Below are 24,808 nucleotides of genomic sequence, written 5' to 3' on the forward strand. Positions count from 1 at the left end.
GAGCTGGGCTCAGATAGTATTGACACATTCAAATGAGAGAACTCTTATTTGAAAACGAGCTACAACCTGTGCAAAAAAGATAAATTTGTTTTGGAGCATCGCTCCTTCACCAAATTTTCTATTTTTGCTGTGGTTGTTACGCTCTTTGTATCATGATATTACCAAGATGCTTTTGTTACACCAGGAATTTGTCCTTTGTAAGCTAATTCACGGAAGCAAACACGGCAAAGTTTAAATTTGCGGTAAACTGAATGTGGACGACCACATTTTTCACAACGAGTATAAGCTTGAGTAGAGAACTTCGCTGGACGTTTGTTCTTAGCAATCATTGATTTTTTAGCCATTAGATTTACCTCCTATATTATTTTGCAAAAGGCATTCCAAGGCCTGTAAGCAATGCACGTGACTCTTCGTCAGTGTTAGCAGTTGTTACGATAACGATGTCAAGACCACGAGTTTTGTCAACGTCATCAAAGTTGATTTCTGGGAAGATCAATTGTTCTTTCACACCAAGTGTGTAGTTTCCGCGTCCATCAAATGATTTTGTTGGAACACCGTGGAAGTCACGCACACGTGGAAGTGAAACTGAAACCAATTTGTCCAAGAATTCGTACATACGTTCACCACGAAGGGTAACTTTTGCACCAATCGCTACACCTTCACGAAGACGGAAGCCGGCGATTGATTTTTTAGCTTTAGTGATAAGTGGTTTTTGACCTGAGATAAGTGCCAATTCTTCAGCAGCTTTTTCAAGACTTTTAGCGTTTGATACAGCTTCACCAACACCCATGTTCAAAACGATCTTATCTACTTTAGGCACAGCCATCACTGATGAGTAGTTGAATTGTTCTGTCAAAGCAGGAACTACTTCATTAAGATATTTTTCTTTTAAACGATTTGCCATTATACTTCTCCTTTCCTTCGTGATTAATCAAGCACTTCGCCTGATTTTTTGTTGTAGCGAACTTTTTTACCGTCTACAAATTTGTAACCAACACGACCAGCTACACCGTTTTTATCCAATACTTGAACGTTTGATACGTGGATAGCTGCTTCTTTCTCGATGATACCACCTTGAGGAAGCTCGTTAGTTGGACGTTGGTGTTTCTTAACGATGTTAACACCTTCAACGATAACTTTGTTTACTTTTGGAAGGGCAGTAAGGACAACAGCTTCTGTTCCCTTATCTTTACCAGCGATTACGCGAACTTTGTCGCCTTTTTTTACAAACATTAGGTTTCTCCTTGATTTTTCTTACGCCCATAAGGGCACCCTGGAAAGTAATCCAGGGGACTAGTTTGTTTCTAAAAATTAAAGTACTTCTGGAGCAAGTGACACGATCTTCATGAAGCCACCTTCACGCAATTCACGTGCAACTGGACCAAAGATACGTGTTCCGCGAGGAGTTTTGTCTTCACGGATGATAACTGCTGCGTTTTCGTCAAATTTGATGTATGAACCATCAGCACGACGAGCACCTGATTTAGTACGAACGATAACAGCTTTTACAACGTCACCTTTTTTAACCGCACCACCAGGAGTAGCTTGTTTTACAGATGCCACGATAACATCACCGATGTTTGCAAATTTACGTCCTGAACCACCAAGAACTTTGATAGTCAAGATTTCGCGCGCACCGCTGTTGTCTGCGACTTTCAAACGAGTTTCTGTTTGAATCATTTCAGTTTTCTCCTTTCAGGTTTGATTAGATGATGACCGCTTCTTCAACAACTTCTACAAGACGGAAACGTTTTGTAGCTGAAAGCGGACGAGTTTCCATGATACGTACGATATCGCCTTCTTTGGCAACATTGTTTTCATCATGTGCTTTGTATTTTTTAGAGTAGTTAATACGTTTACCATAGACTGGGTGGTTACGTTTTGTTTCAACTACAACTGTGATTGTCTTGTCCATTTTGTCAGATACAACACGTCCAACAAGAACTTTACGATTATTGCGTTCCATTGAAATTTCTCCTTCCCTAGTCTATTATTTCGCTTCAGATTGAACTGTTTTGATACGAGCGATTTGTTTTTTAACTTCTTTCAAGCGAGCTGTTTGTTCCAATTGACCAGTAGCAGCTTGGAAACGAAGTTCAAACAATTCTTTTTTCAATTCGTTTTCGCGCTTCGCGAGTTCTTCTTGAGAAAGACCACGAAGTTCTTTAACAAATTCTTTTACTTCATTAAGTTTCATGCCTTCTCCTTATTCTGCTTCACGTTTTACGAATTTACATTTAACTGGCAATTTGTGGCTTGCAAGACGAAGCGCTTCGCGAGCGATTTCTTCAGATACACCAGCGATTTCGAACATCACTTTACCACGTTTAACTGGTGCTACCCAACCTTCAGGTGCCCCTTTACCAGATCCCATACGCACACCGATAGCTTTAGCAGTGTATGATTTGTGTGGGAAGATTTTAATCCAAACTTTACCACCACGTTTCATGTAACGAGTCATGGCGATACGAGCAGCTTCGATTTGGCGGTTAGTGATCCAGTGGCTAGTTGTAGCTTGAAGACCGTATTCACCGAATGCTACTTCTTTTCCACCTTTAGCTTCACCGCGCATTTTACCACGGAATTCACGACGGTGTTTAACACGTTTAGGTACTAACATTGGTTATTTACCTCCTTTAGTGTTTTTACGAGCTGGAAGAACTTCACCACGGTAGATCCATACTTTAACACCAAGTTTACCGTATGTAGTATCTGCTTCTTCCCAAGCGTAATCGATATCTGCGCGAAGTGTGTGAAGCGGAACTGTTCCTTCAGAGTATCCTTCAGCACGGGCAATATCTGCACCGTTCAAACGACCTGATACTTGAGTTTTAATTCCTTTAGCTCCAGCACGCATAGCACGTTGGATTGCTTGTTTTTGTGCACGACGGAAAGCAACACGTTGCTCCAATTGACGAGCAATTCCTTCACCAACAAGGTGAGCATCCAAATCAGGTTGTTTGATTTCGATGATGTTGATGTGTACTTGTTTTCCAGTCAATTTGTTAAGTTTTGCACGGAGTGCATCAACGTTAGCACCACCTTTACCGATAACCATACCTGGTTTAGCAGTGTGAAGTGAAACGTTAACTTTGTTTACTGCGCGTTCGATTTCAATAGTTGAAACTGCTGCGTCAGCAAGTTCTTTTTGAACGAATTTACGGATTGCAAGATCTTCATGAAGGTAATCCGCGTATTCTTTTTCAGCATACCATTTGGCATCCCAATCACGGATGATGCCGACACGCATACCAATTGGATGTACTTTTTGACCCACGATGTTACCTCCTTATTTTTCTGCAACAGCCACAGTGATGTGAGCTGTACGTTTGTTGATTGGTGAAGCTGAACCTTTCGCACGTGGACGGAAACGTTTCATAGTTGGTCCTTCGTTTGCGAATGCTTCAGATACTACCAAGTTAGCTTTGTCCAAACCAAAGTTGTTTTCAGCGTTAGCTACAGCTGAATTCAAGACTTTCAAGATGATTTCAGCAGCTTTGTTTGGTGTGAATGTCAAGATTGCAATAGCATCGGCTACGCTTTTACCACGGATGTTGTCAAGAACAAGACGTGATTTACGAGGTGAAACACGTACTGTACGAGCCATTGCTTTAGCTGAAGTAATTTCTGCCATTTATGTTCTCCTTATTTTCTACGTGTTTTCTTGTCGTCTGCAGCGTGACCTTTGTAAGTACGAGTTGGTGCAAATTCACCAAGTTTGTGACCTACCATGTCCTCTTGGATGTAAACAGGTACGTGTTTACGTCCGTCATAAACTGCAATAGTGTAACCAATGAAACTTGGGAAGATCGTCGAACGACGTGACCAAGTTTTGATAACTTTTTTCTTTTCGTCGTTAGCTTGAGCTTCAACTTTTTTCATCAAATGCTCATCGACGAAAGGTCCTTTTTTAAGACTGCGTCCCATTTTTATATTTTCTCCTTTAAATGTTGTACCACAGCGGCTTGCGCTCACATGGAGCGCTACCGAGCTGGCGGATTTCCTAGTTGCTTAGGCGACTAGTTTACTATTATTTCTCGTTGCGACGACGAACGATAAGTTTGTCAGATTTCGCTTTCTTGTTACGAGTTTTAAGACCAAGAGCAGGTTTGCCCCATGGAGTAGATGGCGCTTTACGACCAACTGGTGCTTTACCTTCACCACCACCGTGTGGGTGATCGTTAGGGTTCATTACAGAACCACGAACTGTTGGGCGGATACCTTTCCAACGGCTACGTCCTGCTTTACCAAGGTTCACAAGTCCATGTTGTTCGTTTCCGACAACACCAACTGTTGCACGACAAGTTCCAAGAATCATACGTACTTCGCCAGATTGAAGACGAACAAGAACATATTTACCTTCTTGACCCAATACTTGAGCAGAAGCTCCAGCTGCACGTACCAATTCTCCACCACGACCTGGTTTCAACTCGATGTTGTGGATCAAAGTACCAACTGGGATGTTAGCAAGTGGAAGTGCGTTTCCGACTTTGATATCTGCTTCTGGACCTGAAACGATACGTTGACCAACTTCAAGACCTTTTGGAGCGATGATGTATGCTTTCACACCGTCAGTGTAGTGTACAAGGGCGATGTTTGCAGAACGGTTTGGATCGTACTCGATTGTTTTAACAACAGCTTCAACGTTGTCTTTGTTACGTTTGAAGTCAACCAAACGGTAGAAACGTTTGTGTCCACCACCTTGGTGACGAACAGTGATACGACCGTTGTTGTTACGACCAGCCTTGCTCTTCAAAGCAACAAGCAATGATTTTTCAGGAGTGCTTGTTGTGATTTCAGCGAAATCCAAAGAAGTCATATTACGGCGACCGTTTGTTGTTGGTTTATAAACACGAATTCCCACGATATTTCCTCCTTAGATTATTCAGCTTCAGCAGCAAACAACTCGATTGCTTTTGAATCAGCTGTAAGTGTGATGATAGCTTTTTTAGTTTTATTAGTAAAACCAGTGTAACGTCCAACACGTTTCGCTTTTGGTTTTACGTTGATTGTGTTAACGTTGGCAACTTTAACACCTTCGAAAGCAGCTTCAACAGCTTGCTTGATCAAAAGTTTGTGTGCACGAGTGTCAACTTCAAATACATATTTACCTGCTTCAAGTTGAGCCATTGAGCTTTCAGTGATGACAGGTTTTTTGATAACATCATACAAATTCATTATGCAAGAACCTCCTCGATTTTAGAGATAGCTGCTTGTGTGACAAGAAGTTTGTCGCTATTTGCGATGTCAAGAACACTTGCAGTTGTAGCAGTTGCAACTTTCACGTTTGGAAGGTTGCGAGCTGAAAGAGCTGCGAATTCATTTCCTTCTTCAAGGATAACAAGAACTTTAGAATCGATGTTCAATGCTGCAAGAACTTTAGCAAATTCAGCAGTTTTTGGAGCTGTAAATGAAAGAGCGTCTACAGCTACGAATTTGTTTTCAGCAACTTTTTCAGAGTAAATTGATTTAAGAGCTAGGCGACGAACTTTTTGCGGAAGTTTGTAGCCGTATGAACGTGGAGTTGGTCCGAAGACAACACCACCACCACGCCATTGTGGTGAGCGGATAGAACCTTGACGAGCACGTCCAGTTCCTTTTTGACGCCATGGTTTGCGTCCACCACCTGATACTGCAGAGCGGTTTTTAACAGCGTGTGTTCCTTGACGAAGGCTTGCGCGTTGGCTGATGACGACATCAAACACAACTGATTCATTTGGTTCGATACCAAATACTGCATCGTTAAGAACAACTTGGCCAGCTTCTTTACCAGTTTGGTCAAATAATGTTACGTTTGCCATTGTGACTGATTTCCCCTTTCTTTATTATTTACCAGCTTTAACTGCTGATTTGATAGTGATAAGAGATTTCTTAGCACCTGGTACGTTACCTTTGATAAGGATAACGTTCTTTTCTGGAACAACTTGTACAACTTCAAGGTTTTGAATTGTTACGCGGTCACCACCCATACGTCCTGCAAGGTTTTTACCTTTGAATACGCGGTTAGGTGCAACAGGTCCCATAGAACCTGGACGACGGTGGTAACGAGAACCGTGAGCCATTGGTCCACGTGATTGTCCGTGGCGTTTGATAACACCTTGGAAACCTTTACCTTTAGAAGTACCAGTTACGTCAACAACGTCTCCAGCTGCGAATGTTTCAACTGTGATTTCAGCACCAACTTCCAAGCCTTCAACGTTTTTGAATTCACGAATGAAGCGCTTAGGAGCCGTGTTAGCTTTCGCTACATGTCCTTTAGCAGGTTTGTTGCTCAATACTTCGCGTTTGTCATCGAAACCAACTTGGATAGCGTTGTATCCATCTGTTTCAACAGTTTTAACTTGAAGAACAACGTTTGGAGTTGCTTCAATAACTGTTACAGGGATCAATTCGCCAGCTTCAGTGAAGATTTGAGTCATTCCCACTTTTTTCCCTAAGATTCCTTTTGTCATGAGAAAATAGTTCCTTTTCTATATTTTTTATTCAAAAAGTTTTTAACGAGCGTTTTTTATGCTCAAGGTATCAAGCTTTAGATTAAAGTTTGATTTCTACGTTTACACCACTTGGAAGATCCAATTTCATCAACGCATCAACTGTTTTTTGAGTTGGGTTAACGATATCGATCAAACGTTTGTGTGTACGCATTTCAAATTGTTCGCGAGAGTCTTTGTATTTGTGAGTCGCACGAATAATTGTGTAGAGGCTACGCTCAGTTGGAAGTGGGATTGGACCCGCAACTTGTGCACCTGTACGAGTAGCTGATTCTACGATTTTTGCAGCCGCTGTGTCAAGCGTACGGTGTTCGTAAGCTTTCAAACGGATACGGATTTTTTTGTTTGCCATCTTTTTCTCCTTTTCGTCTATTTAAGATAATAGGCTAGCTCCACAAGAAAACCGACGCGCGTTGCGTGGCAATGCAACCGAGCGTGTCGCAACCTCTTGCATCAAAGCTAAGGCTGTAATTTACAGCACCATAATAGAATAACACAAAGCCCCTACGATTGCAAGGGATTTGTGAGCTTTTTTTCGTTTTTTTAGGATGAAACTGTTTTCTCTTTTCATCTTTCCAAGATTACGGATTTATATCTATAAAAAACCGTCTTTTCTTCTATATAATGTGTGTCATTTTGTGTGTCATTTTGACCTTGAATGTATCTTCTGATTGATCTACTAAAATGTCCGCTTTAGACTCGGTTTCTCTATAGTATCGCAGATACTGCTCCCGTCTCATCTGATGGCTAGCTAACACAAAGGAAGCATCTCGATTTCTCATAGTCGTATCTCGAGCTAGACGCCTCTTTAATTCGGTCTCCTCATCCGTGTAGAAACAGATGGTTTTGTCAAAGAGTTCCTTGGGTAGAAAACCCACAGACATCCCTTCAACAATCAGAATCGGCTTGGCTCCAGACAAGATTTCACTAGCCTTCCACGGTTCATCGATTGTTAAGACATCCATACCTGCCTGCAAAGCGAGAATATCTCTCTGTAAACTTGCCAATTCATGCGCCACTGGGAGACAAGCCGTCACCTTTTGATCTGGTGCTTGCTTTGGTACTACCATGTGACGTTCTGAAGTGATATAGGGATCTGTTTCTAGTAAATTTACTGTAGTAGAATCTAAAGCTTGATACAATTCCTGAGCAAAGGTTGATTTACCCGAAGCCCCATGACCGTAGATCCCTAGCGTCCTAATTCTTCCCGTTTCGATCTCTGAAACCAGTTGTTCTATCAGGTCTTTTTTCTTCATTCTCTCTTCACCTGTTCATAGCTTTCTTTTCCGTCATTAAGCTTGTCCCAAATCACTACTTGCCCACTTTTGAGGGATTTTTGCACATCGATAATTCGTTGATTAGAAGACCCTCGAAACTGGAGCATGAGATTGCGCTTGCTTTTATCATACCGTCCATCAACAAGGATGTCAATCAGCGACAAGAGTTCCAGTTTGTCTGGAGTCTCCAGCATCATTTCTTCCCAAGTGTAGCCCGTCCAGGACCAGATGTCTTTGTCTGGCAATTCCTTTCGAATGCGCTTAACGAGCGGCAAGAGGATACCTGTATTGAGAAATGGTTCTCCTCCCAGCAAGGTCAATCCTTGAACATAGGGCTGGGCAAGGTCTACCATGATCTGCTCTTCTAACTCTGCTGTATAAGGAATACCTGCATTGAAAGACCAAGTCGCAACATTATAGCACCCCTCGCAGTGAAACATGCAACCTGATACATAGAGAGAGTTTCGCACACCTTCTCCATCGACAAAGTTAAAGGCCTTATAATCAATGATCCGCCCTTTACTAAGCTCCTCACTTTTCCATTCACCTGGTTTTGGTGTATTCCATGTCATCCTTTTACTCCAAATCTATCCAGTAACGTTCTACACCATTGCGAACATCCTCAAACACCCCGCCATTTGCCACAATCACTGCTCTACTAGCAGGGTTTTCTGTGCTACAGGTCACAAGCGCTTTTTTGATGTTCTTTCCCTTGGCGACTTGCAAGCCTTGTCGGAGAGCTTCTTTGGCATAACCTTTGCCTCTTTCAGAGGGGCGAACGGAATAGCCGATATGCCCACCATTTTCTAGTAAGTAGTCATTTAATCGGAGACGAAGGTTGAGAAAGCCAAGAGCCTGGCCTGCTATGTCAAAACTAACCAGCTGGATAGCAGGAACCCAGTTTTCAGGAATATTGAGTCCCGCTTCCGCTTGAAGATTTTCTTCTAACCACTCTTCATAAACAAAATTCTCAGCATCCCAAAATCCACCGTCGTGAGGGGACTGTGCTTGTTCAAACTCTGCCATCATCTCTAAAATCGCTTCTTTATCTTCCAAACTTGGTCTGCGTAGTTCCATATTTCCCTCCCACCTAAGAGAAAAGTGAGAGCAGACTCTCACTTTTATTTTTTCTTTTTCTTGTTTAAAAACTGTTCTCTGAGGTTGAGCAAGCGTTCTTTTTTACCTGTTCCACCTTTCGAGTGTTTCTCGTGATAACGGGTCACTTGTGCGCGTCCCTTATCGTCTAATTGGTATTTCCCCATTCCATTTCCTTCTAATTTGTTACTTCATGTCCAGCTGTTTTGATAGTAGAGCCATTCATGTGTTTGACACGCGCAGCGATTTCCTTGTGGCGTCCATTAACCATCGGACGCGCTTGAGGATTTCCCAGATAACCACACGTACGTTTGACCACGTCTACTGTTTTAGGGTCGCTATTGCCACAGTTGGGACAAGCGAATCCTCGCTCAGTTGGTTCAAAATCCCCTTCAAAGTCGCACTTGTAGCAACGATCAATCGGAGTATTGGTCCCTAGATAACCGACACGGTCATAGGCATAGTCCCAAACAGCTTCCAAGGCTTTAGGATTTTGTTGAAGAACTGGATACTCACAATAATGGATGAAACCACCTGACGCACCTGCTTCTGGGTAAACTTTCTCAAAGTCTAATTTTTCAAACGGTGTTGGATTTTTACGAACATCGTAGTGGAAAGAGTTGGTGTAGTATTCCTTGTCCGTGATGTCAGGAATAGAGCCGAACTTCTCTGTATCCAAGCGACAGAAGCGGTCTGTCAGACTTTCAGACGGTGTGGAGTAGATAGAGAAATGGTAACCATATTGGTCAGACCACTCTTCCACACGACGTTTCATATCACGAATAATATCCAGTGTGAATTCCTTGGCTTCAGGATTGCTTTCCCAGCTATTTCCAAAGAAGACTGTAGCCACTTCGTACAAACCGATGTAGCCCAGCGAAACTGTCGCACGGCGATTCTTAAAGAGTTGGTCAACACTTTCTTCTTTTCCGAGACGGCGACCGAAGGCTCCGTACTGATAAAGGATAGGGGCATTCGCTGGTGTTGCTTCCTTGGTCCGTTCAACACGGTAAACCAGAGCATCTTCTGCGATATTCATCCGCTCATTGAAGATTTCCCAAAACTTATTCAGATCCCCTTCAGACTCGAGGGCGATACGAGGCAGATTGACCGTCACAACACCTAGATTCATCCGACCTGAATTGACCTCAACACCATTTTCATCTTTCCAGCCTTGGAGGAAGGAGCGACAGCCCATAGGAACCTTGAAAGAACCTGTCAGCTCGATAATCTTATCATAGGACAAGACATCAGGGTACATCCGCTTGGTTGCACACTCGAGGGCCAACTGTTTGATGTCATAGTTCGGAGTCCCTTCTTCCAAGTTAAGGCCTCTTTTCAACGTAAAGATGAGTTTAGGGAAGATGGCTGTACGATGTTCTGATCCAAGACCCTTGATACGAATGGTTAAAATAGCTTTTTGAATTTCACGCTCAAAACGATTGGTTCCCAGACCAAAACCGAGCGAAGTAAAAGGTGTTTGGCCATTTGAAGTGAAGAGAGTGTTGATTTCATACTCGAGAGATTGCATGGCATCGTAGATGTCTTTTTGGGTTTTCTTCCAAGCATAATCTTCCCGTTTGTCAGGCAAGACCCACTCTTCCGCATCTTTGAGGTGTTTTTGGTAATTCTTCTCCGCATACGGAGCCAAGACTTCATCGATACGGTCAGCTGAGCAACCCCCGTACTGGCTAGAAGCAACATTGGCGATGATTTGTGAAATTTGAGCTGTCGCAGTCTGGATAGACTTGGGACTCTCTACCTCTGCATTTCCAATCTTAAAACCATTTTCCAGCATGCCTTTAAAATCAATCAAACAGCAGTTGGTCATCGGAGTGTAGGGGCTGTAGTCCAAGTCATGATAGTGGATATCCCCTTTTTGGTGAGCATTAGCTACGTGCTTAGGAAGCATTTGTAGCCCGATTGATTTCCCAACAATCCCTGCTGTCAAATCACGTTGGGTGTTGAAGACATCGCTGTCTTTATTAGCATTTTCATTAACAACTGCTTGATCTTTATTGAGAAGTTTATGGATACTAAAGTTTATATCTGTCGCTTTTGAGCGCTCAAAATCCCTTTGTGTCCGATAAGTGATATACTCCTCAGCCAGCGCATACTCTTTGGCTTCAAGGAGTTCATGTTCTACGACATTTTGAATTTCGTAAATCTTGACACCTTGAGGGAAGCGGCTGTGAATTTCCGTCACGATTCTTTCAACTAGACCATTTAGGCGTTTTTCTACTAGAGGCGTAACGTCCATAACCTTTTCCGCCGCCTTGTGGAGAGCCTTGTCAATCTTGTCTACATCAAACACCACACGTCTACCATCTCGTTTTTCAACGAACAAGGTGGGAACGGTTGCAAGCTTTTCTTCTAATACAATCATATCCATGCTCTTTTCTAAAATATTGTTGAATTGTTTATATTCAGTATTATACCACTCTAAAAATAAAAATCAATATCTTGTGTTAAAAATCCTAAAAATTTTAAAATTCCACAAGATATTGATTTTTTGTTATTTTGATTTATATAGTTTGAACTCGCTAGTATCTGTCTGAACAAGCTCATAGTTTTCACTGATCCAGCTCTCTACATCTGACCACAAGGCAACTTTTTGATTGACCACAATCATCTTCGGTTGATTCTCTTTCAGGTCATTCATCAGTTTAGTTTTATTTTCATCGCTTGCAGTATAGAGTGTTGGAGTTGATAGAGAAGTTGGCGCCAAGCGCTCACTGGTACGGTAGAAATCAGGACGATCATCCCAAGCATAGACACGATCCTCAGAACTCGTTTGTTGTTTAACCACGCTAGCAAGACGGTCTCTCTCCTGATAAGTCGCTGGGTGCGAAAGGTAGCGACTCACGATAGGAAGAACAATAAGGTAGGCAAGGGCAATCAGTGGTAGATAGAAATTTCCTTTAAGGAAAGAAGTTTGTTTCTCACGTCTTCTTCTACGACGACCGCCTCCATCCGAAACATCTTCCTTGATTCCTGTCAGAAGGAGCAAGACCAAGAAAGGAATTAGCACCACAAGACGAGTACCGTTGATAGGTTCTTTGGAGAGAATCAAGATTCCCAAAGAAACCAACAATCCCAAGCTAGCAGCAATTGAGAGGGCATATTGCTTGGCTGGTTTTGACTGGAACAAGCCTGTAAAGAGCAAGACAAGGGAACCTAATCCAATAGCAAGCAAACCGTAGAAGGCTGCATTTTCAAGCAAATGCGAATTTGAAAAGAGGCTAAGAGTATTTACCGGATACAAGGTCTGGCTAATGGCATCTCCAAAACTACCTGTCCACACTGTATAGTAGCCTAAAGGATAGAATAAGAGTGAAAATCCTAGGGCTGACGCAAAGAACTGATATAAGCCATGAACAAAGTGACCTTTAGCTAGATTATAGCCGATGATGCCCAAGGCCAGTACAGCCGCAAACAAGACGGTTGGGATTGGCGCAAGGAAGAAAGCGAGAGCAAGGCTCATCCCCACTCGTACAAATCCTTTATCATCCTTTGGAAAAGCTAGATAATTTGTAACGATACTCAATGAATAAAATAGGAAAGGCAGGGCTAGCAAGAGAGCATAACCGCCACCAAAAGCGAGGCCCGCTACAAGCAAGTATAGAATAAAGACAACTCGCTTCGCTTCATTTTCTTGGCCGACAAGAGTATCCGCAGCCTTAAAAAGAAAAACACCTGCTCCAAACAAAGCCAACCACTCAACCAAAGCAATCAGAATACTGCCTTGAAAAAGGTAGGTTAGCACATAATAGAGCAATCCCTCCGTCCCAAAATAATCTGTATACATTTGACCATTTTGATGCAAGGCCCAACCGGTATAAAGATCCTGGGTTTGTTGCGGACTGACTAAACCAAAAATATTAGGTAGGGCAACCGAAATGGCTGTGGCCACTAAACTCCAAAGCAAAATACTAAAAAAGGGAATGGGAGCTCCTTCTCGTTTCTCTGGCACTGACCAGTCTTGGTAATGAGATTCTTCTTGTTTCTCATCTATTTTCCCGTATACGTTCATTCAATTTCTCCTCTAAGTTTATCTGTTTTAGTATATCAAAATCTTACAGGAATGTCAGCTTGGGATTGATATTTGCTGAATTTCTTATCCAATAGCGCAAAGCGTTCGATTTCACGAAAACGGTGGAATCGACTGTTTCTATACTCTCTGATAAAATCATCATCTTCTAGATTAAGCATGGTTTTCTCCTTTACTTATCTATTCGTAAGAAGACAAAAATAAGATCCAGCCTTGGGCTAGATCTTGATGGATAGTTAGAGCATAGGTGCAAACAACTGGACAATTTCCTTGATTAGGCTTTGATACCAGCTGGTTTTGATAGTGTGAGGATAAATTTCTTGAGAAACTTTAAAAATCTCTTCGAAGTCCCTTTCAATATCGATGATGGACTGCGTTCTATAAAGTAAGACGGCATTTTCATAGTGGTGGAGCAAGCTACGATAGTCAAAATTGATGGTCCCCACAGTAGCTGCCTCTCCATCGACAAGCATTTGCTTGCTATGAAGGAATCCCGGACTGTACTCATAAATACGAACCCCCGCAGATAACAAGTCTGGATAGGCTCCTCGAGTAACTAACTGAATAACCTTCTTATCTGGGATACACGGTGTCACAATTCGCACATCTACCCCTCTCAGAGCTGCATTTTTGATACTTTCAGTTAGATCGTAGTCAGCAATCAGATAGGGAGTCGTGATATAGACGTAATCTGTAGCTTGATTGATAAGATTTTGGTAAACCGTTTTTCCAACTTGAGCTCTGTAGATGGGTTTTGGCCCACTACTATAGGGAATACAGAGCCCCATCCCATCTTTGGGCTGATTTTCGAGATGGTATTGGTCAAAATCACTAATCTCTCCACGGTTGATATACCAGGCAGATAAAAAGAGTCTGGTAAAAGCTTTAACTGCCGGTCCATCCAGACGAATACCGCTATCCTTCCAATAACCAAAGCGTTCGATATGGTTGATATACTCGTCTGCTAGATTGACACCACCTGTATAGGCAATCTGCCCATCGATAACCATGATTTTACGGTGATCACGGTTGTTATAAGCAACAGTCAAGCGTGGAATCACCTTGTTAAATTTATGGGCTTCAATCCCTCGGCTACGAAGCTGGATGGTATAATCCCCAGGCAAGGTTGCCATACATCCAATATCGTCGTAGAGGAGCTTAACTTCTACTCCTTGAGCAGCCTTTTCTTCCAAAATCTCTAAAATACTGTTCCACATCAAGCCTTCTTCGATGATATAGTACTCAAGAAAGATAAATTTCTCCGCTTTCCTGAGATCCTCTAGCATCTGATGCCACATGCTTTCACCAGATGCAAAAAATCGTGTATCCGTTCGATCATAGACATCGGCATTCGTGTCCATGCTGAGGAGAGATTTGATAACGCCATAAGCCGACTTGTCTTGCTCTTTTAACTCCAAACGGAGAGCTCTGCTATTGTCCTCTCGATCAACCATTGATTGGAGCTGCTTTAGCTGCTTCATTTCTTTTTTAGATAAACGACGCTCTCCAAACATGATATAGAGTAAGGGACCAAACACTGGCACAAAGGCTACTAATAGCCATGTTACCTTACTCTCAGGATTCATAGATCGATTAACAATCGATACAATAGTCGCTAAGCTCACTAAAATGACTAGGATAATCCAGACAATTGGAGCCATCTGCCCTAGATAGAGAAATAAACCAAAGATGATAAACAACTCTGCCAACATGATGGTAATACTGAAACCATATTTGGACATGAGTAGCTGCATTTTTCTAGCTGTCATACATCCCCCTTCCTTTTCTAACATTCTCCTTAACTGCTTGATAAACTACTGTTTCTACTAGTATACCTCAGTTCAGGGGTAGATGGCAACCTTTTACCTTTTTCTATTCAAACTATTCCAAGAACTGCAAGATTCTTAAATTACTCCTTCACTATATGACGTGCTATCCCTTTTTATCTTTTTAACTAGGGTATTAAGAAACTTAAAAAGAACTACCAAAATGATAGTTCTTTCCAATATTATTTATATGTTGGGGAATACGTCCCTTCCACTCTACTTGATTTTTAGAAGAGTTCTTTGTAGAGAGCAATGGTTTCTTCTAAAGTTGGCATAAATGGATTGCCTGGCGCACATGCATCAATCAAAGCATTCTTAGAAAGGTAGTCAAAGTCAAAGTCTTTTTCTTGGATACCGAGTTCGGTGAGTTTCTTCGGAATACCTACTGTTTCAGACAGTTTTTCAATTTCAGCGATAGCATAGTCAGCGCATTCCTGGTCTGTTTTCCCTTCAACATGGAGTCCCAAGGCCTTGGCTACATTGCGGAAAGCTTCTGGTACACGTTTAGCATTTTCACGCTCTACAACTGGAAGAAGCATGGCACAGCAGACACCATGTGGCAAGTTATAAACTGCACCGAGTTGGTGAGCCATAGAATGAACATAGCCCAAACCAGCATTGTTAAAGCTCATACCACCGAGGAAGATGGCATTGACCATCGCCTCACGCGCTTCAATATCTTGGCCATTTGCCACAGCACGAGGAAGATACTCCTTGATGAGTTCAATCGCTCCGATAGAAAGTTTCTTGGTCACATTATAAGCACCTGGTGTTACCAAGGCTTCGACAGCGTGAGTAAGAGCATCCATACCTGTCGCTGCTGTCAATCCTTTCGGCTTTGAAAGCATGAGTTCTGGATCATTGACAGAGATAAGGGCAAGGCTGTTCTTATCAACCATTACCATCTTGACCTTGCGCTCTTCGTCAGTAATAACATAGTTAATGGTGATTTCTGCAGAAGTTCCAGCTGTTGTATTGATCGCAACCACTGGCAACCCTTTTTTAGTAGACTTGTGGAGACCTTCGTAGTCCTGTGGTTTTCCACCATTTGCAGCAATGATAGAGATACAACTAGCCGCATCCTGAGGAGACCCTCCTCCAAGACTGATGATGAAGTCACATCCATGCTCTTTCAGAGCAGCAACCCCATCTGTAACGTTCTTGCAAGTCGGATTTGGCTCCACATCGCTAAAGATTACATAGTCGATCCCTTCAGCATCTAACGGTTTTAGGACTTTGGGTAAAATATCACTACCTTCGATGAACTTATCTGTCACCAAAAGGGCCTTCTTATACCCCAGTTCCTTGATATACGGACCTACTTCATTTACAACACCTTTACCAATAAGGTTAACTGCCGGAACGTAAAATGTAGCCATATGCTTTTCCTCCTGCGCCTTTGCGCTATTTGATTATTTACTATAAGTATACGACCTTATAAGAAGTTTTACAAATATTTGTAAGCGTTTTAAGTAAAAAGTTAGTAAAGAACAGCCAGCCACTTTTTCAAGAAAAAAGCTCCAAAAAGATGGATTTCATCTCATTGGAACTTTTACTTAATCATTATTGCTTAGTTAATACCACTCGGTCAGATGTCTCTCGGTCCATATCGTCGATAATCAATTGATTACCATTAACCGTGTAAATTTTGACATCATCACCGATAATGACACGTTGATTTTCTGGTTCAAAGCTGACTTGCTTGATTTCCTTATCTCCATCTGGCTCGACCTCAGTCCATGTACCAGTTTTACCTGTTACAACAAGAGTGATTTGGTCATTCTCATCTTTTCCAGTATAGGTACCATCGATATTCGTAGGTTGAGCTACAGTAGTGTCCTGACTTGAGGACGCCTGTGGTTGACTAGCACTTGTCGCAGCGCTAGAAGATGATTCTTGTTGAGAAGATGATTGCTGAGCAGATTGCTGGGTAGGGGCTTGTGCCTTAGGTCCACAAGCTGCTAAAAGACTAAGAATTGCTAGGGAAGCAATAGAAAGTGTGAATGTTTTCGTTTTCATAGCGATTTCCTTTCTTTTGTGCCAATGTTTTGCTGGAATCGTTTCCAGATATACCTCCTACCTCAAGTATAACAACTTAAGCCTATAAGGTCAACTAATCTCGTCGCTTCCAACCAAACTCGCTCGGACTTCCGAGATAAAGTAGAGCGAGCCCGTCACGAAAAGCAAGTCCTGATCTTTGGCCTTTTCTTCAAATTCTCTGATAAAACCGCCATAGGAAGAAATCAAATCGTAACCCGCCACATCCTTTTCATCCAGAGAGCCTTGGTAGTCAAAGCCTGTTACCTTAAGTTCCACCTCAGGCAACTGCTTAGATAGATAGCCTAACATCCCCTGATAATCCTTGCGTTTAAGTGCTCCAAAAAGGATGCGAACCTGGTAACCTTGCTGGATTTTCCCTTGGATAAACTCGACTAGACGAGTCAAGGCTGGCAGATTGTGAGCCCCATCTAGGTAGATTTGTGGACGAATCCGTTCCAATCGACCTGCCCAATGTGTCTCCTTCAAAGCCCGTCTGACAAACTCTTCTTCGACCCTTTCACCTCTTGACGCCATAAACAGAAGAAAAGTTTCTAAAGCCAAGGCGGCATTTTCTTGCTGATAAGCACCTTCTAAACCGATTTCAAGCTGTGAAAAGTTTGCTAGCTTACTTGAAAAATCCCCAGCATTCAAGGTGAAGTCTCGCCCAGCTTGATAAAGTTCGACAGCTAACTCTCTCGCTTTACTTTGACAGACAAGCTCCGCTTCTGGAGTAAGCTTGGCAATGACTGCCTTCTTGCCAGCCTTGAAAATACCAGCTTTCTGCTCGGCTATTTCCTCCAGACTATCGCCCAAGGTCTCCTGATGATCTAGCCCAATCGAAGCAATAACTGCAATCTCTCCTGTTACGACATTAGTGGTATCAAGCAAACCACCAATCCCCACTTCTAGCAGAACCAGATCCACTCCCTGCTCTTTAAAGTAAAGCAAAGCAATCAGAGTCAGTAATTCAAAAAAGGACAACTGGTCATAGGTTTGCAAAAGCGTCTTTTCCATCTCATTGACCTGCTCCGCCAAACGGATAAAATCTGCATCAGCAATCGGTTGCCCATTAATACAGATTCGATCATGGATACTGACGATATGAGGAGAGGTGAAAGTACCAACTTTTTTACCATGAGCAACAAACAACTCCCTCATGAAGGCAATAGTTGACCCTTTACCGTTAGTACCTGTTACGTGGATAATAGGATAAGTCTTCTCAGGATTCCCCAGCAAATCCACAGCTCGCTGCATTCGTCCAAGTCCAGATCTAAAGTTTAAACCAATCCGACTATGCAGCCATTTTTCTACTTCAAACATACATGTCTCCTTAACAAAAGTCCAATCAACTACCGCATCAAAGTATGATTACAAATAAAAAACGAGGTCGGGACTAAAATCCCGACCTCTTACCTGGTTAGCTAATCACTAGCTACTATGAATTTCAACGTGAGCTAAAAACATCCACTGGATGTTCCAACTCTTTCTAGTTTCTAGGAGTTGGGGTGATACAGTCTCCCAGACATACCAGTTCTCTCTTATTTTAAGGAACTGGGCTAAAAACGTTCCCCGGACGTTCCAACTCTCTCCAATTTCTGGGAGTTGGGCTGATACAGTCTCCCAGACTGTATCACTCCTCCATAAAGCTGTTGAAGACTTCTTCAATCATGTTCCATTCGTCTTCTGAGTCTTCTGGAATTGGTTGCAATTCGCCTTCTGTTCCGTCTTCATTTTCGATGAATGAGTAAGCTTGAATTTCAACTTCACCATTTTCATCTTCTTCTGCATTAACTGGCACTAGCAGAACATAGTTTTTACCAAATTCTTCTTTCCCGTCGATGGTCAAAAGAATTTCAAACAAGGTTTCATTTCCTTGCTCATCTACTAGTGTAATCAATTCACGTTCTTCGTGGTCATGGTTGTGATCGTGTGACATAGTTTCTCCTCTGTCTTAAAATTTTCTATCTAAATAATTTTGCAAAATCAGCTGAGCAGCCAACTTATCAATAACTTTCTTGCGTTTGTTACGGCTGATATCTGCTTGTTCAATCAACATACGCTCCGCAGCGACCGTTGTCAAACGCTCATCCTGATAGTCTACTGGCAAACCAAAGAGTTCTTCTAGCTTGGCACCATAGGCTTGACTGGCTTCTACTCGCGGACCACTGGTATTGTTCATGTTCTTTGGCAAACCTACTACAAAGCGTTCTACCTTATAGCTGTCAACCAATTCCTTGATGCGGTCAAAACCAAACTGGCCCTGGTCCTCATTAATCTGGATGATTTCAAGTCCCTGAGCGGTGAAACCGAGCGGATCGCTAATAGCCACCCCTACTGTTTTTGAACCGACGTCCAATCCCATAATTCTCATAGATTATAGATCGACTCCTTGTCCTTTTAGGTAGTAGCGTACCAATTCTTCAACAATTTCATCACGCTCATACTTACGGATTTGATTTCGTGCATTGTTATAACGAGGAACGTAGGCAGGGTCTCCACTCAATACATAACCGACGATCTGGTTAATCGGATTGTAGCCCTTGTCATTCAAAGAAGCATAAACATCTGTCAATGTTTCGCTAATTTCTTTCTTATTGGAATCATCCAATTTAAACCGTACAGTTTCTTCAGTAAATCCCATTCTAACACCCTCTTTCCTTAGAATAGTACTATTATAGCACATTCCCTGACGTTCTACAAATAAGTCAGTCTATTAATTTGGATTTTCTATTGTTCTGTCGCCCCATTTGCCACTCTATCTGCAATATATTGGCTAGGTTCGTTTTTTAAGAGATTTTCAAGGCCGATATTTTTTAAATATTCCAGCTGAGATGCCTTTTTGACATCCAATACTTGAAAATCATAAGTCGTTGTCGTCTGGATTTCTATCTCGCTGAGTAGCTTGGTTTCCAGTTTGAATCCTGCTAGTTTGCGTGCCTCTTGGATGGTCTCATCCTTTTCTTCCGCTTCTAGAAGCGCTTTTTGCGTCTCCTCTAGGCCATTTTCAGAGATAAAGGTCTTGAGTTCATCCCCGACAGGTCGTTTTTGCTGGATGGTCAAGGTCAAAAACTGATTGCCTTTATAAGTAATGGTCTGAATCTGCTGCGTTCCATTTTCTGACTTCGGCATCAGCAAGGTCTTGGTGACAACCGTATTCTTTTCGGCATTGTCCAAAACGGGAAGGTTGGATTGGAGAGGTTCAGATGCTGTTGTAGAAGCAGCAGGGGTTTCCTTTTTTTGCCCACATCCCGCAAGCAAAAAGAGGAGAGCAAAACTAGCAATTAGTAACTTTTTCATAATTCCTCACATGATTTTAAAACAAAAGAGCAAACAAGGCTAGGAGTCACTCCCAGCCTTGATGTTTTATAGAGCTGCACGTAGACGTGCTTCTGCATTTTCTACATTACGGACAGAGCGTGGCAAGAAGGCACGGATATCATCTTCTTTATAGCCGACTTGTAGGCGCTTCTCATCAACGAGAATCGGACTCTTTAAGATCCGTGGTGTTTCCATGATTAAGTTGAGCACTTCATTGACACTCAAATCCTCGATGTCAACTCCAAGTGCCTTAGCGTAGCGGTTTTTTGACGAAACGATACTGGCAATTCCATTATCTGTTTTCGTGAGAATATCTAATAACTCTTCTCTTGTAATTCCTTCTTTACCGAGATTTTGTTCTTTATAACTTAACTGGTGGGCATTGAGCCAGGTTTTCGCTTTTTTACAGCTAGTACAACTTGAGACTGTATAAATTTTGATCATGTACCTACCCCTTTCGCTACATGTTACTATCAGTTTAGTCTATTATACCATAAAAAACATCCGACTTGCGACCTATTTTTAAAAAAAATTAACTTTTTTCGCGATTTTCGTACTTTTTTCTTGACAAAATCAATTTATAACCAACTTTTAAATTTTTTGATATACAATCGTTTTACAACTGTAACACTTATCATATAGAGAACGATAATCAAAAGCAAAAAGAGGAAATAAATTGGTTCCAAAGGGGTTAAATGAAGCAGGCTAGCAATTGAAGAGTAGGGAAGGAAGGTCACAAAACTAGCTGCTAGCAAGGTTGTTCCAAGAACAAACCATGATGGACGACTTTGTAAGAAAGGAAGTTTTGCTGAACGAAGCATATGGATAACCATGGTTTGGGACCACATGGATTCAATGAACCAACCTGTCTGGAACAAAATGATAAAGCCCGTTGCAGACTCTGCTCCGTGAGCATAAGCTTGACCTGTCGCCATTGGAACAATGACAAAATAGAGCAAGATAAAGGTCAAAATATCAAAGGCAGAAGAAATCGGACCCATCCAAATCATAAAACGAGTAATAGACTTAGCTTCCCACTTATGGGGATGCTTCAAAAAGTCTTCATCTACATTATCAAATGGCAAGGCAATGCAAGAAAGGTCGTAGACGAGGTTTAACACAATCAAGTGAATCGGAGCCATAGGAAGGAAAGGTAAAAAGATACCAGACACTAGCAGAGAGAAAATGTTCCCGAAATTAGAGCTGACCGTCATCTTGATATATTTGGTCATGTTGGCATAGACTTTGCGTCCTTCAACCAGCCCTTTTTCAAGCACCATCAAATCCTTATCTAACAAAATGACATCAGCCGTTTCTTTGGCAATATCTACTGCTGTATCAACAGAAATCCCCACATCTGCCACTTTCATAGAAGGGGCATCATTGATCCCATCTCCCATATAGCCGACACAATGTCCATTCGATTTGATTTGTAAAATGATTCGTGCTTTTTGATCCGGAGAGAGTTTGGCAAAGACAGTCACTTTCTCAACTGCTTGGGCCAATTCTTCGTCCGTCATAGCGTCAATATCAGAACCCAACAAGATTTGATCAACGTCTAAACCAACTTTTTCGCATACTGCTTGGGTTACCTTCTCATTGTCTCCCGTCAAGATCTTTGTTTGAACACCGTGTTCTAACAAAGCTTGGATAGCAGGTGCTGCTGATGGTTTTGGTGGATCTAGAAAGGCAAGATATCCGGTTAGAATCATCTCTTTTTCATCTTCAACGGAGTAAGCAAAACCTTCTTTTAGGCCTGTTTTATAGGCGACTCCCAAGACTCGCAATCCCTGTTGATTAAGTTGATCTACTTCTTTTAAGATTTCCACTCGGATATCATCCGTCAGAGGGCTAATCTGACCTTGATATTCCACATGGGTTGAAATCGCAAGCATTTCCTCTAGGGCACCCTTGGTTACCAAACTAACAACTTCGTTTTCATCCTTGACGATGACACTCATCCGTCTACGTTCAAAGTCAAATGGAAGTTCATCGATTTTTTGGAAGCTAGTATCCAAATTTTGTAGAATAGCGTGTTCTTTAGCTTCTTTTTCAGTTCTACTGATAATGGCACGGTCCATCAAGTTTTTCAAACCGGTTTGAAAATAGGAATTGAGATAGGCACGTCTCAACACAGATAAATCCAAATCTCCATGTATATCCAAAGGATATTCAAGGACAATTTCGTCTTGGGTAAGGGTTCCGGTTTTATCTGTGCATAGGATATCAATAGCACCTAGGTCTTGTATGGCATTGAGTTTTTTGATGACGACTTTTTCCTTGGCCATGATAATGGAGCCTTTTGCTAGACTAGCAGTGATAATCATGGGAAGCATCTCAGGTGTCAATCCAACACCAACACTCAGTGCAAACACACCTGCTTCCAGCCAGTCTCCATCTGTCAAGCCATTGGAGAGAAAGACGATGGGAACCATGACTAACATCAAACGGATCAAGAGCCAAGAGATACTGTTCATCTCCCGCTCAAAAGAGGTTGGTTCGTCATAGGTATTGAGAGTCTGCTCGATTTCTCCCATCATGGTGTCATCACCGACCGCTAGAATCAAAGCCTTGGCACTTCCTGATATCACATTGGTTCCCATAAAAGCGAGCGCTTCTGCTTCTAGCAGACTATCAAAGTTTGACTGACTCATTTTTGACAAGGCTAGTTTCTCAACCGAGTCACTTTCACCTGTCAAACCAGACTGTTGAACAAAGAAATCACGTGATTCAATTAAAATGAGGTCTGCTGGAATCATATCCCCAGCACTTAACTTGACTATATCTCCAACGACCAAATCTTCAATTGCGACCTCTAAACTCTGGCCTTCGCGGATAACTGTGGCTGTGTTCACAATCATTTTGGATAGATTGGTCGCAGCCTTGTCACTCCGCAATTCTTGAACAAAGCGTATGCCACCAGAGATTAGAACGAGAACGACGATGATGATAGAGGTCGTCGGATCTTCTTGCCCAGGCTTCGCCAACCAGACATTGGTCACCATGGAAATCATAGCGATGACCAACAGGATGATTGTAAATGGATTGATAATCGATTCGTAAATCTTTTTGAAGATACTGTCTTCTTGACCCTTGGTGATGGTGTTTTCGCCATATAGGTCACGATTTTTCTCCACCTGCTCCTCAGTCAAGCCTGTTAGACTTGTCTTATAAAAAGATAGAGTTTCGTTTAAAGGTGTGTGAATAGCTACTGCTAATCTTTCTTTTGTAGTTTTCATTGGTTTCTCCTATCTGTATGAATGATGTGTTTCATACACAGAGACCAATCACTTTATAAGGGCAGAACGACACAAATCAGCGATTGGCTGTGTATGTGCGGTTCTGGATGATCGTCAATTTGCATCGTTTGTCTCCTTTCCTTGTTCTAAAACAGTAGAAAATCCCACCATAAAATGGCAGGATTAAAAAACTAGTTATCTGTTTTTTCGTTCAAGCTTTAACTCCATAGGGCGATGTAATGAGCTTAGTCTTGGCCTTCGCGACCAGGACTGTTGACCAACGAGTAGTGTCTCCACTGCTTTGCGGTAGTCATCCGTATCCCTATGGTAGCCTCACCTACCGTTTTCGTCTATCAGTATAAACCTTTAAAATATAAAAGTCAATGATTTATCTCATTTTTTAGATAACAATCAATTCTTTTGGAGCAAGTGTCAATAACTCACAACCGTTATCTGTAATCAGGATATCATCTTCAATACGAACCCCGTATTTATCTTCAATATAAATGCCTGGTTCATCAGTCAAGACCATACCAGCCTTGATTGGCTCTTCTGACTTGCCAAAGTAAGGAATTTCATGGATATCCAAACCAATCCCATGTCCAATCCCGTGGCTGAAGTAAGGACCGTAGCCTGCATCGTTAATAATCTGGCGCGGAATCCTGTCAAAATCAATTCGACTGAGACCAGCCTTGGCTGCATCTATGAGGGCTTGATTGCTGCGCAGGACAATATCATAAATCTCCCGCTCTTCATCTGTCACCTGCCCCACATGAACTGTCCGCGTCATATCGCTGACATAGTGGTTGTAGTAGCAACCAAAGTCCATGGTCAGGGTTTCACCCTTTTGAATGACCTTGTCACTAGCCACGCCATGTGGCATAGCAGAGCGGTAGCCCGAAGCGATGATAAAATCAAAAGAGGCACCTGAAGCACCTAGCTGGCGCATACGGGCATCTAAAAAGTTCATAACGGCTAGCTCAGTCGTCTCACCGGGCTTGATAAAATCCAGTACATCTAGGAAGGCTTGGTCAGAAATCTGGCAGGCCCTACGAATGGTTGCGATTTCTTGCTCATCCTTGATCATCCGCAGATTTTCAATAAAACCAGTCATTGGAACCAGCTCATGACCAGCAAACACACTTTCCAGCATCTTGAAGTAAGCATAGGAAATCTCGTCATCAAAGCCAATTTTTTCCAGCTTGTCGTCCGCTATAATTTTAGCAATTTCACCAACCGCATCGCGCGTTTCCACAATGTCAAAGCCCTCAACCACGCCCTTGGCAATAAGAGTATAACGAGAATCCGTCAGAAAAATCCGGCGCTTTTTACTGATGAAAACTGTCGCCTCTGTCCCGCTGAAACCAGTCAGATAGTAAATATTCTTCAGATTGGTTACTAAGACAGCATCACACTCTGTCTGTTTTAAGGCTACTTCAAATTTTTCAACTCTTGATAACATGAGAAAACC

General features: G+C 42.1%; 33 protein-coding genes and 1 riboswitch. All 33 genes read right to left on the reverse strand.

The genetic code is table 11. From position 1 onward, the window contains the following. Positions 1–158: 158 nt before the first annotated feature. Positions 159–344 carry a type Z 30S ribosomal protein S14 gene (locus GMD5S_RS0201020; protein WP_001085697.1) on the reverse strand — a complete coding sequence of 62 codons (186 nt, stop codon included), beginning with the start codon at positions 342–344 and terminating at the stop codon, positions 159–161. Between the two features lie 17 nt (positions 345–361). Then, complete coding sequence (gene rplE, locus GMD5S_RS0201025) at positions 362–904, reverse strand: 50S ribosomal protein L5 (RefSeq protein WP_000013542.1); 543 nt, start codon at positions 902–904, stop codon at positions 362–364. 23 nt (positions 905–927) lie between these two features. Further along, a complete protein-coding gene (rplX, locus tag GMD5S_RS0201030) occupies positions 928–1,233 on the reverse strand; it encodes a 50S ribosomal protein L24 (RefSeq protein WP_000497691.1) in 306 nt (101 codons plus the stop codon). 78 nt (positions 1,234–1,311) lie between these two features. Beyond that, positions 1,312–1,680 (reverse strand): 50S ribosomal protein L14, encoded by a 369-nt coding sequence (rplN, locus tag GMD5S_RS0201035; protein ID WP_000616545.1) that lies wholly within the window; start codon positions 1,678–1,680, stop codon positions 1,312–1,314. Positions 1,681–1,705: 25 nt separating this feature from the next. Continuing rightward, the gene (gene rpsQ, locus GMD5S_RS0201040; RefSeq protein ID WP_000440801.1) at positions 1,706–1,966 is read right to left on the reverse strand and encodes a 30S ribosomal protein S17; all 261 of its coding nucleotides are present in this window, start codon (positions 1,964–1,966) and stop codon (positions 1,706–1,708) included. A 24-nt stretch (positions 1,967–1,990) separates the two neighbouring features. Then, entirely contained in the window at positions 1,991–2,197 is a 207-nt protein-coding gene (rpmC, locus tag GMD5S_RS0201045; RefSeq protein ID WP_000772918.1) for a 50S ribosomal protein L29, read from the reverse strand. Positions 2,198–2,206: 9 nt separating this feature from the next. Further along, positions 2,207–2,620 (reverse strand): 50S ribosomal protein L16, encoded by a 414-nt coding sequence (rplP, locus tag GMD5S_RS0201050; RefSeq protein WP_000960946.1) that lies wholly within the window; start codon positions 2,618–2,620, stop codon positions 2,207–2,209. Positions 2,621–2,623: 3 nt separating this feature from the next. Next, on the reverse strand, positions 2,624–3,277 hold the full coding sequence (gene rpsC / locus GMD5S_RS0201055) for a 30S ribosomal protein S3 (protein ID WP_000529936.1): 654 nt from the start codon (positions 3,275–3,277) through the stop codon (positions 2,624–2,626). A gap of 12 nt (positions 3,278–3,289) precedes the next feature. Beyond that, positions 3,290–3,634: a 50S ribosomal protein L22 gene (gene rplV / locus GMD5S_RS0201060; RefSeq protein WP_000818137.1), complete on the reverse strand. Its 345-nt coding sequence runs from the start codon at positions 3,632–3,634 to the stop codon at positions 3,290–3,292. 11 nt (positions 3,635–3,645) lie between these two features. Then, complete coding sequence (gene rpsS, locus GMD5S_RS0201065) at positions 3,646–3,927, reverse strand: 30S ribosomal protein S19 (RefSeq protein ID WP_000533766.1); 282 nt, start codon at positions 3,925–3,927, stop codon at positions 3,646–3,648. Positions 3,928–4,030: 103 nt separating this feature from the next. Continuing rightward, positions 4,031–4,864, reverse strand: coding sequence for a 50S ribosomal protein L2 (rplB, locus tag GMD5S_RS0201070; RefSeq protein WP_000512910.1), 834 nt, complete (start codon positions 4,862–4,864; stop codon positions 4,031–4,033). Positions 4,865–4,881: 17 nt separating this feature from the next. Continuing rightward, positions 4,882–5,178, reverse strand: coding sequence for a 50S ribosomal protein L23 (locus tag GMD5S_RS0201075; protein ID WP_001055347.1), 297 nt, complete (start codon positions 5,176–5,178; stop codon positions 4,882–4,884). Continuing rightward, the gene (rplD, locus tag GMD5S_RS0201080) at positions 5,178–5,801 is read right to left on the reverse strand and encodes a 50S ribosomal protein L4 (RefSeq protein WP_000024541.1); all 624 of its coding nucleotides are present in this window, start codon (positions 5,799–5,801) and stop codon (positions 5,178–5,180) included. The genes GMD5S_RS0201075 and rplD overlap by 1 nt, the downstream gene beginning before the upstream one ends. 24 nt (positions 5,802–5,825) lie before the next feature. After that, entirely contained in the window at positions 5,826–6,452 is a 627-nt protein-coding gene (gene rplC / locus GMD5S_RS0201085; protein WP_000160197.1) for a 50S ribosomal protein L3, read from the reverse strand. Positions 6,453–6,534: 82 nt separating this feature from the next. Continuing rightward, the gene (gene rpsJ / locus GMD5S_RS0201090; RefSeq protein ID WP_001284513.1) at positions 6,535–6,843 is read right to left on the reverse strand and encodes a 30S ribosomal protein S10; all 309 of its coding nucleotides are present in this window, start codon (positions 6,841–6,843) and stop codon (positions 6,535–6,537) included. Between the two features lie 265 nt (positions 6,844–7,108). Further along, complete coding sequence (locus GMD5S_RS0201095; protein ID WP_000725976.1) at positions 7,109–7,747, reverse strand: uridine kinase family protein; 639 nt, start codon at positions 7,745–7,747, stop codon at positions 7,109–7,111. After that, positions 7,744–8,340, reverse strand: coding sequence for an anaerobic ribonucleoside-triphosphate reductase activating protein (nrdG, locus tag GMD5S_RS0201100; protein ID WP_000220160.1), 597 nt, complete (start codon positions 8,338–8,340; stop codon positions 7,744–7,746). Before nrdG ends, GMD5S_RS0201095 begins: the two co-directional genes overlap by 4 nt. Positions 8,341–8,344: 4 nt before the next feature. Then, positions 8,345–8,845 (reverse strand): GNAT family N-acetyltransferase, encoded by a 501-nt coding sequence (locus GMD5S_RS0201105; protein WP_000423430.1) that lies wholly within the window; start codon positions 8,843–8,845, stop codon positions 8,345–8,347. 44 nt (positions 8,846–8,889) lie between these two features. Further along, the gene (locus GMD5S_RS0201110; RefSeq protein WP_000521624.1) at positions 8,890–9,030 is read right to left on the reverse strand and encodes a hypothetical protein; all 141 of its coding nucleotides are present in this window, start codon (positions 9,028–9,030) and stop codon (positions 8,890–8,892) included. Between the two features lie 11 nt (positions 9,031–9,041). Further along, the gene (gene nrdD / locus GMD5S_RS0201115) at positions 9,042–11,249 is read right to left on the reverse strand and encodes an anaerobic ribonucleoside-triphosphate reductase (RefSeq protein ID WP_000636179.1); all 2,208 of its coding nucleotides are present in this window, start codon (positions 11,247–11,249) and stop codon (positions 9,042–9,044) included. Between the two features lie 129 nt (positions 11,250–11,378). Continuing rightward, positions 11,379–12,896 carry a hypothetical protein gene (locus GMD5S_RS0201120; RefSeq protein WP_001103715.1) on the reverse strand — a complete coding sequence of 506 codons (1,518 nt, stop codon included), beginning with the start codon at positions 12,894–12,896 and terminating at the stop codon, positions 11,379–11,381. 35 nt (positions 12,897–12,931) lie between these two features. After that, on the reverse strand, positions 12,932–13,075 hold the full coding sequence (locus GMD5S_RS10705; RefSeq protein WP_000933184.1) for a hypothetical protein: 144 nt from the start codon (positions 13,073–13,075) through the stop codon (positions 12,932–12,934). Positions 13,076–13,150: 75 nt separating this feature from the next. After that, positions 13,151–14,683, reverse strand: coding sequence for a cardiolipin synthase (gene cls / locus GMD5S_RS0201130; RefSeq protein ID WP_008293387.1), 1,533 nt, complete (start codon positions 14,681–14,683; stop codon positions 13,151–13,153). Between the two features lie 284 nt (positions 14,684–14,967). Further along, on the reverse strand, positions 14,968–16,119 hold the full coding sequence (locus GMD5S_RS0201135) for an iron-containing alcohol dehydrogenase (protein WP_000190388.1): 1,152 nt from the start codon (positions 16,117–16,119) through the stop codon (positions 14,968–14,970). Positions 16,120–16,303: 184 nt separating this feature from the next. After that, positions 16,304–16,759 (reverse strand): SP_0198 family lipoprotein, encoded by a 456-nt coding sequence (locus GMD5S_RS0201140; RefSeq protein WP_000853130.1) that lies wholly within the window; start codon positions 16,757–16,759, stop codon positions 16,304–16,306. A 90-nt stretch (positions 16,760–16,849) separates the two neighbouring features. Continuing rightward, positions 16,850–18,100, reverse strand: a complete 1,251-nt coding sequence (locus GMD5S_RS0201145) for a bifunctional folylpolyglutamate synthase/dihydrofolate synthase (protein WP_000464361.1) — start codon at positions 18,098–18,100, stop codon at positions 16,850–16,852. 310 nt (positions 18,101–18,410) lie between these two features. Next, entirely contained in the window at positions 18,411–18,716 is a 306-nt protein-coding gene (locus GMD5S_RS0201150) for a DUF1292 domain-containing protein (protein WP_000017624.1), read from the reverse strand. A gap of 15 nt (positions 18,717–18,731) precedes the next feature. Then, positions 18,732–19,151: a Holliday junction resolvase RuvX gene (gene ruvX / locus GMD5S_RS0201155; RefSeq protein WP_002876031.1), complete on the reverse strand. Its 420-nt coding sequence runs from the start codon at positions 19,149–19,151 to the stop codon at positions 18,732–18,734. Between the two features lie 3 nt (positions 19,152–19,154). Continuing rightward, positions 19,155–19,421 carry an IreB family regulatory phosphoprotein gene (locus GMD5S_RS0201160; RefSeq protein WP_000507059.1) on the reverse strand — a complete coding sequence of 89 codons (267 nt, stop codon included), beginning with the start codon at positions 19,419–19,421 and terminating at the stop codon, positions 19,155–19,157. 86 nt (positions 19,422–19,507) lie between these two features. Beyond that, positions 19,508–20,077, reverse strand: a complete 570-nt coding sequence (locus GMD5S_RS0201165) for an SP0191 family lipoprotein (protein WP_000734686.1) — start codon at positions 20,075–20,077, stop codon at positions 19,508–19,510. A 66-nt stretch (positions 20,078–20,143) separates the two neighbouring features. After that, on the reverse strand, positions 20,144–20,542 hold the full coding sequence (gene spx, locus GMD5S_RS0201170; protein WP_000591165.1) for a transcriptional regulator Spx: 399 nt from the start codon (positions 20,540–20,542) through the stop codon (positions 20,144–20,146). Between the two features lie 134 nt (positions 20,543–20,676). Next, positions 20,677–23,337: a magnesium-translocating P-type ATPase gene (mgtA, locus tag GMD5S_RS0201175; protein WP_000858867.1), complete on the reverse strand. Its 2,661-nt coding sequence runs from the start codon at positions 23,335–23,337 to the stop codon at positions 20,677–20,679. A gap of 195 nt (positions 23,338–23,532) precedes the next feature. Further along, positions 23,533–23,684: riboswitch (M-box (ykoK) riboswitch) on the reverse strand. Positions 23,685–23,737: 53 nt separating this feature from the next. Further along, complete coding sequence (locus tag GMD5S_RS0201180; protein WP_000952766.1) at positions 23,738–24,799, reverse strand: M24 family metallopeptidase; 1,062 nt, start codon at positions 24,797–24,799, stop codon at positions 23,738–23,740. Positions 24,800–24,808: the final 9 nt, after the last annotated feature.

Source organism: Streptococcus sp. GMD5S (genome assembly GCF_000298715.2).
Classification (GTDB): Bacteria; Bacillota; Bacilli; order Lactobacillales; family Streptococcaceae; genus Streptococcus.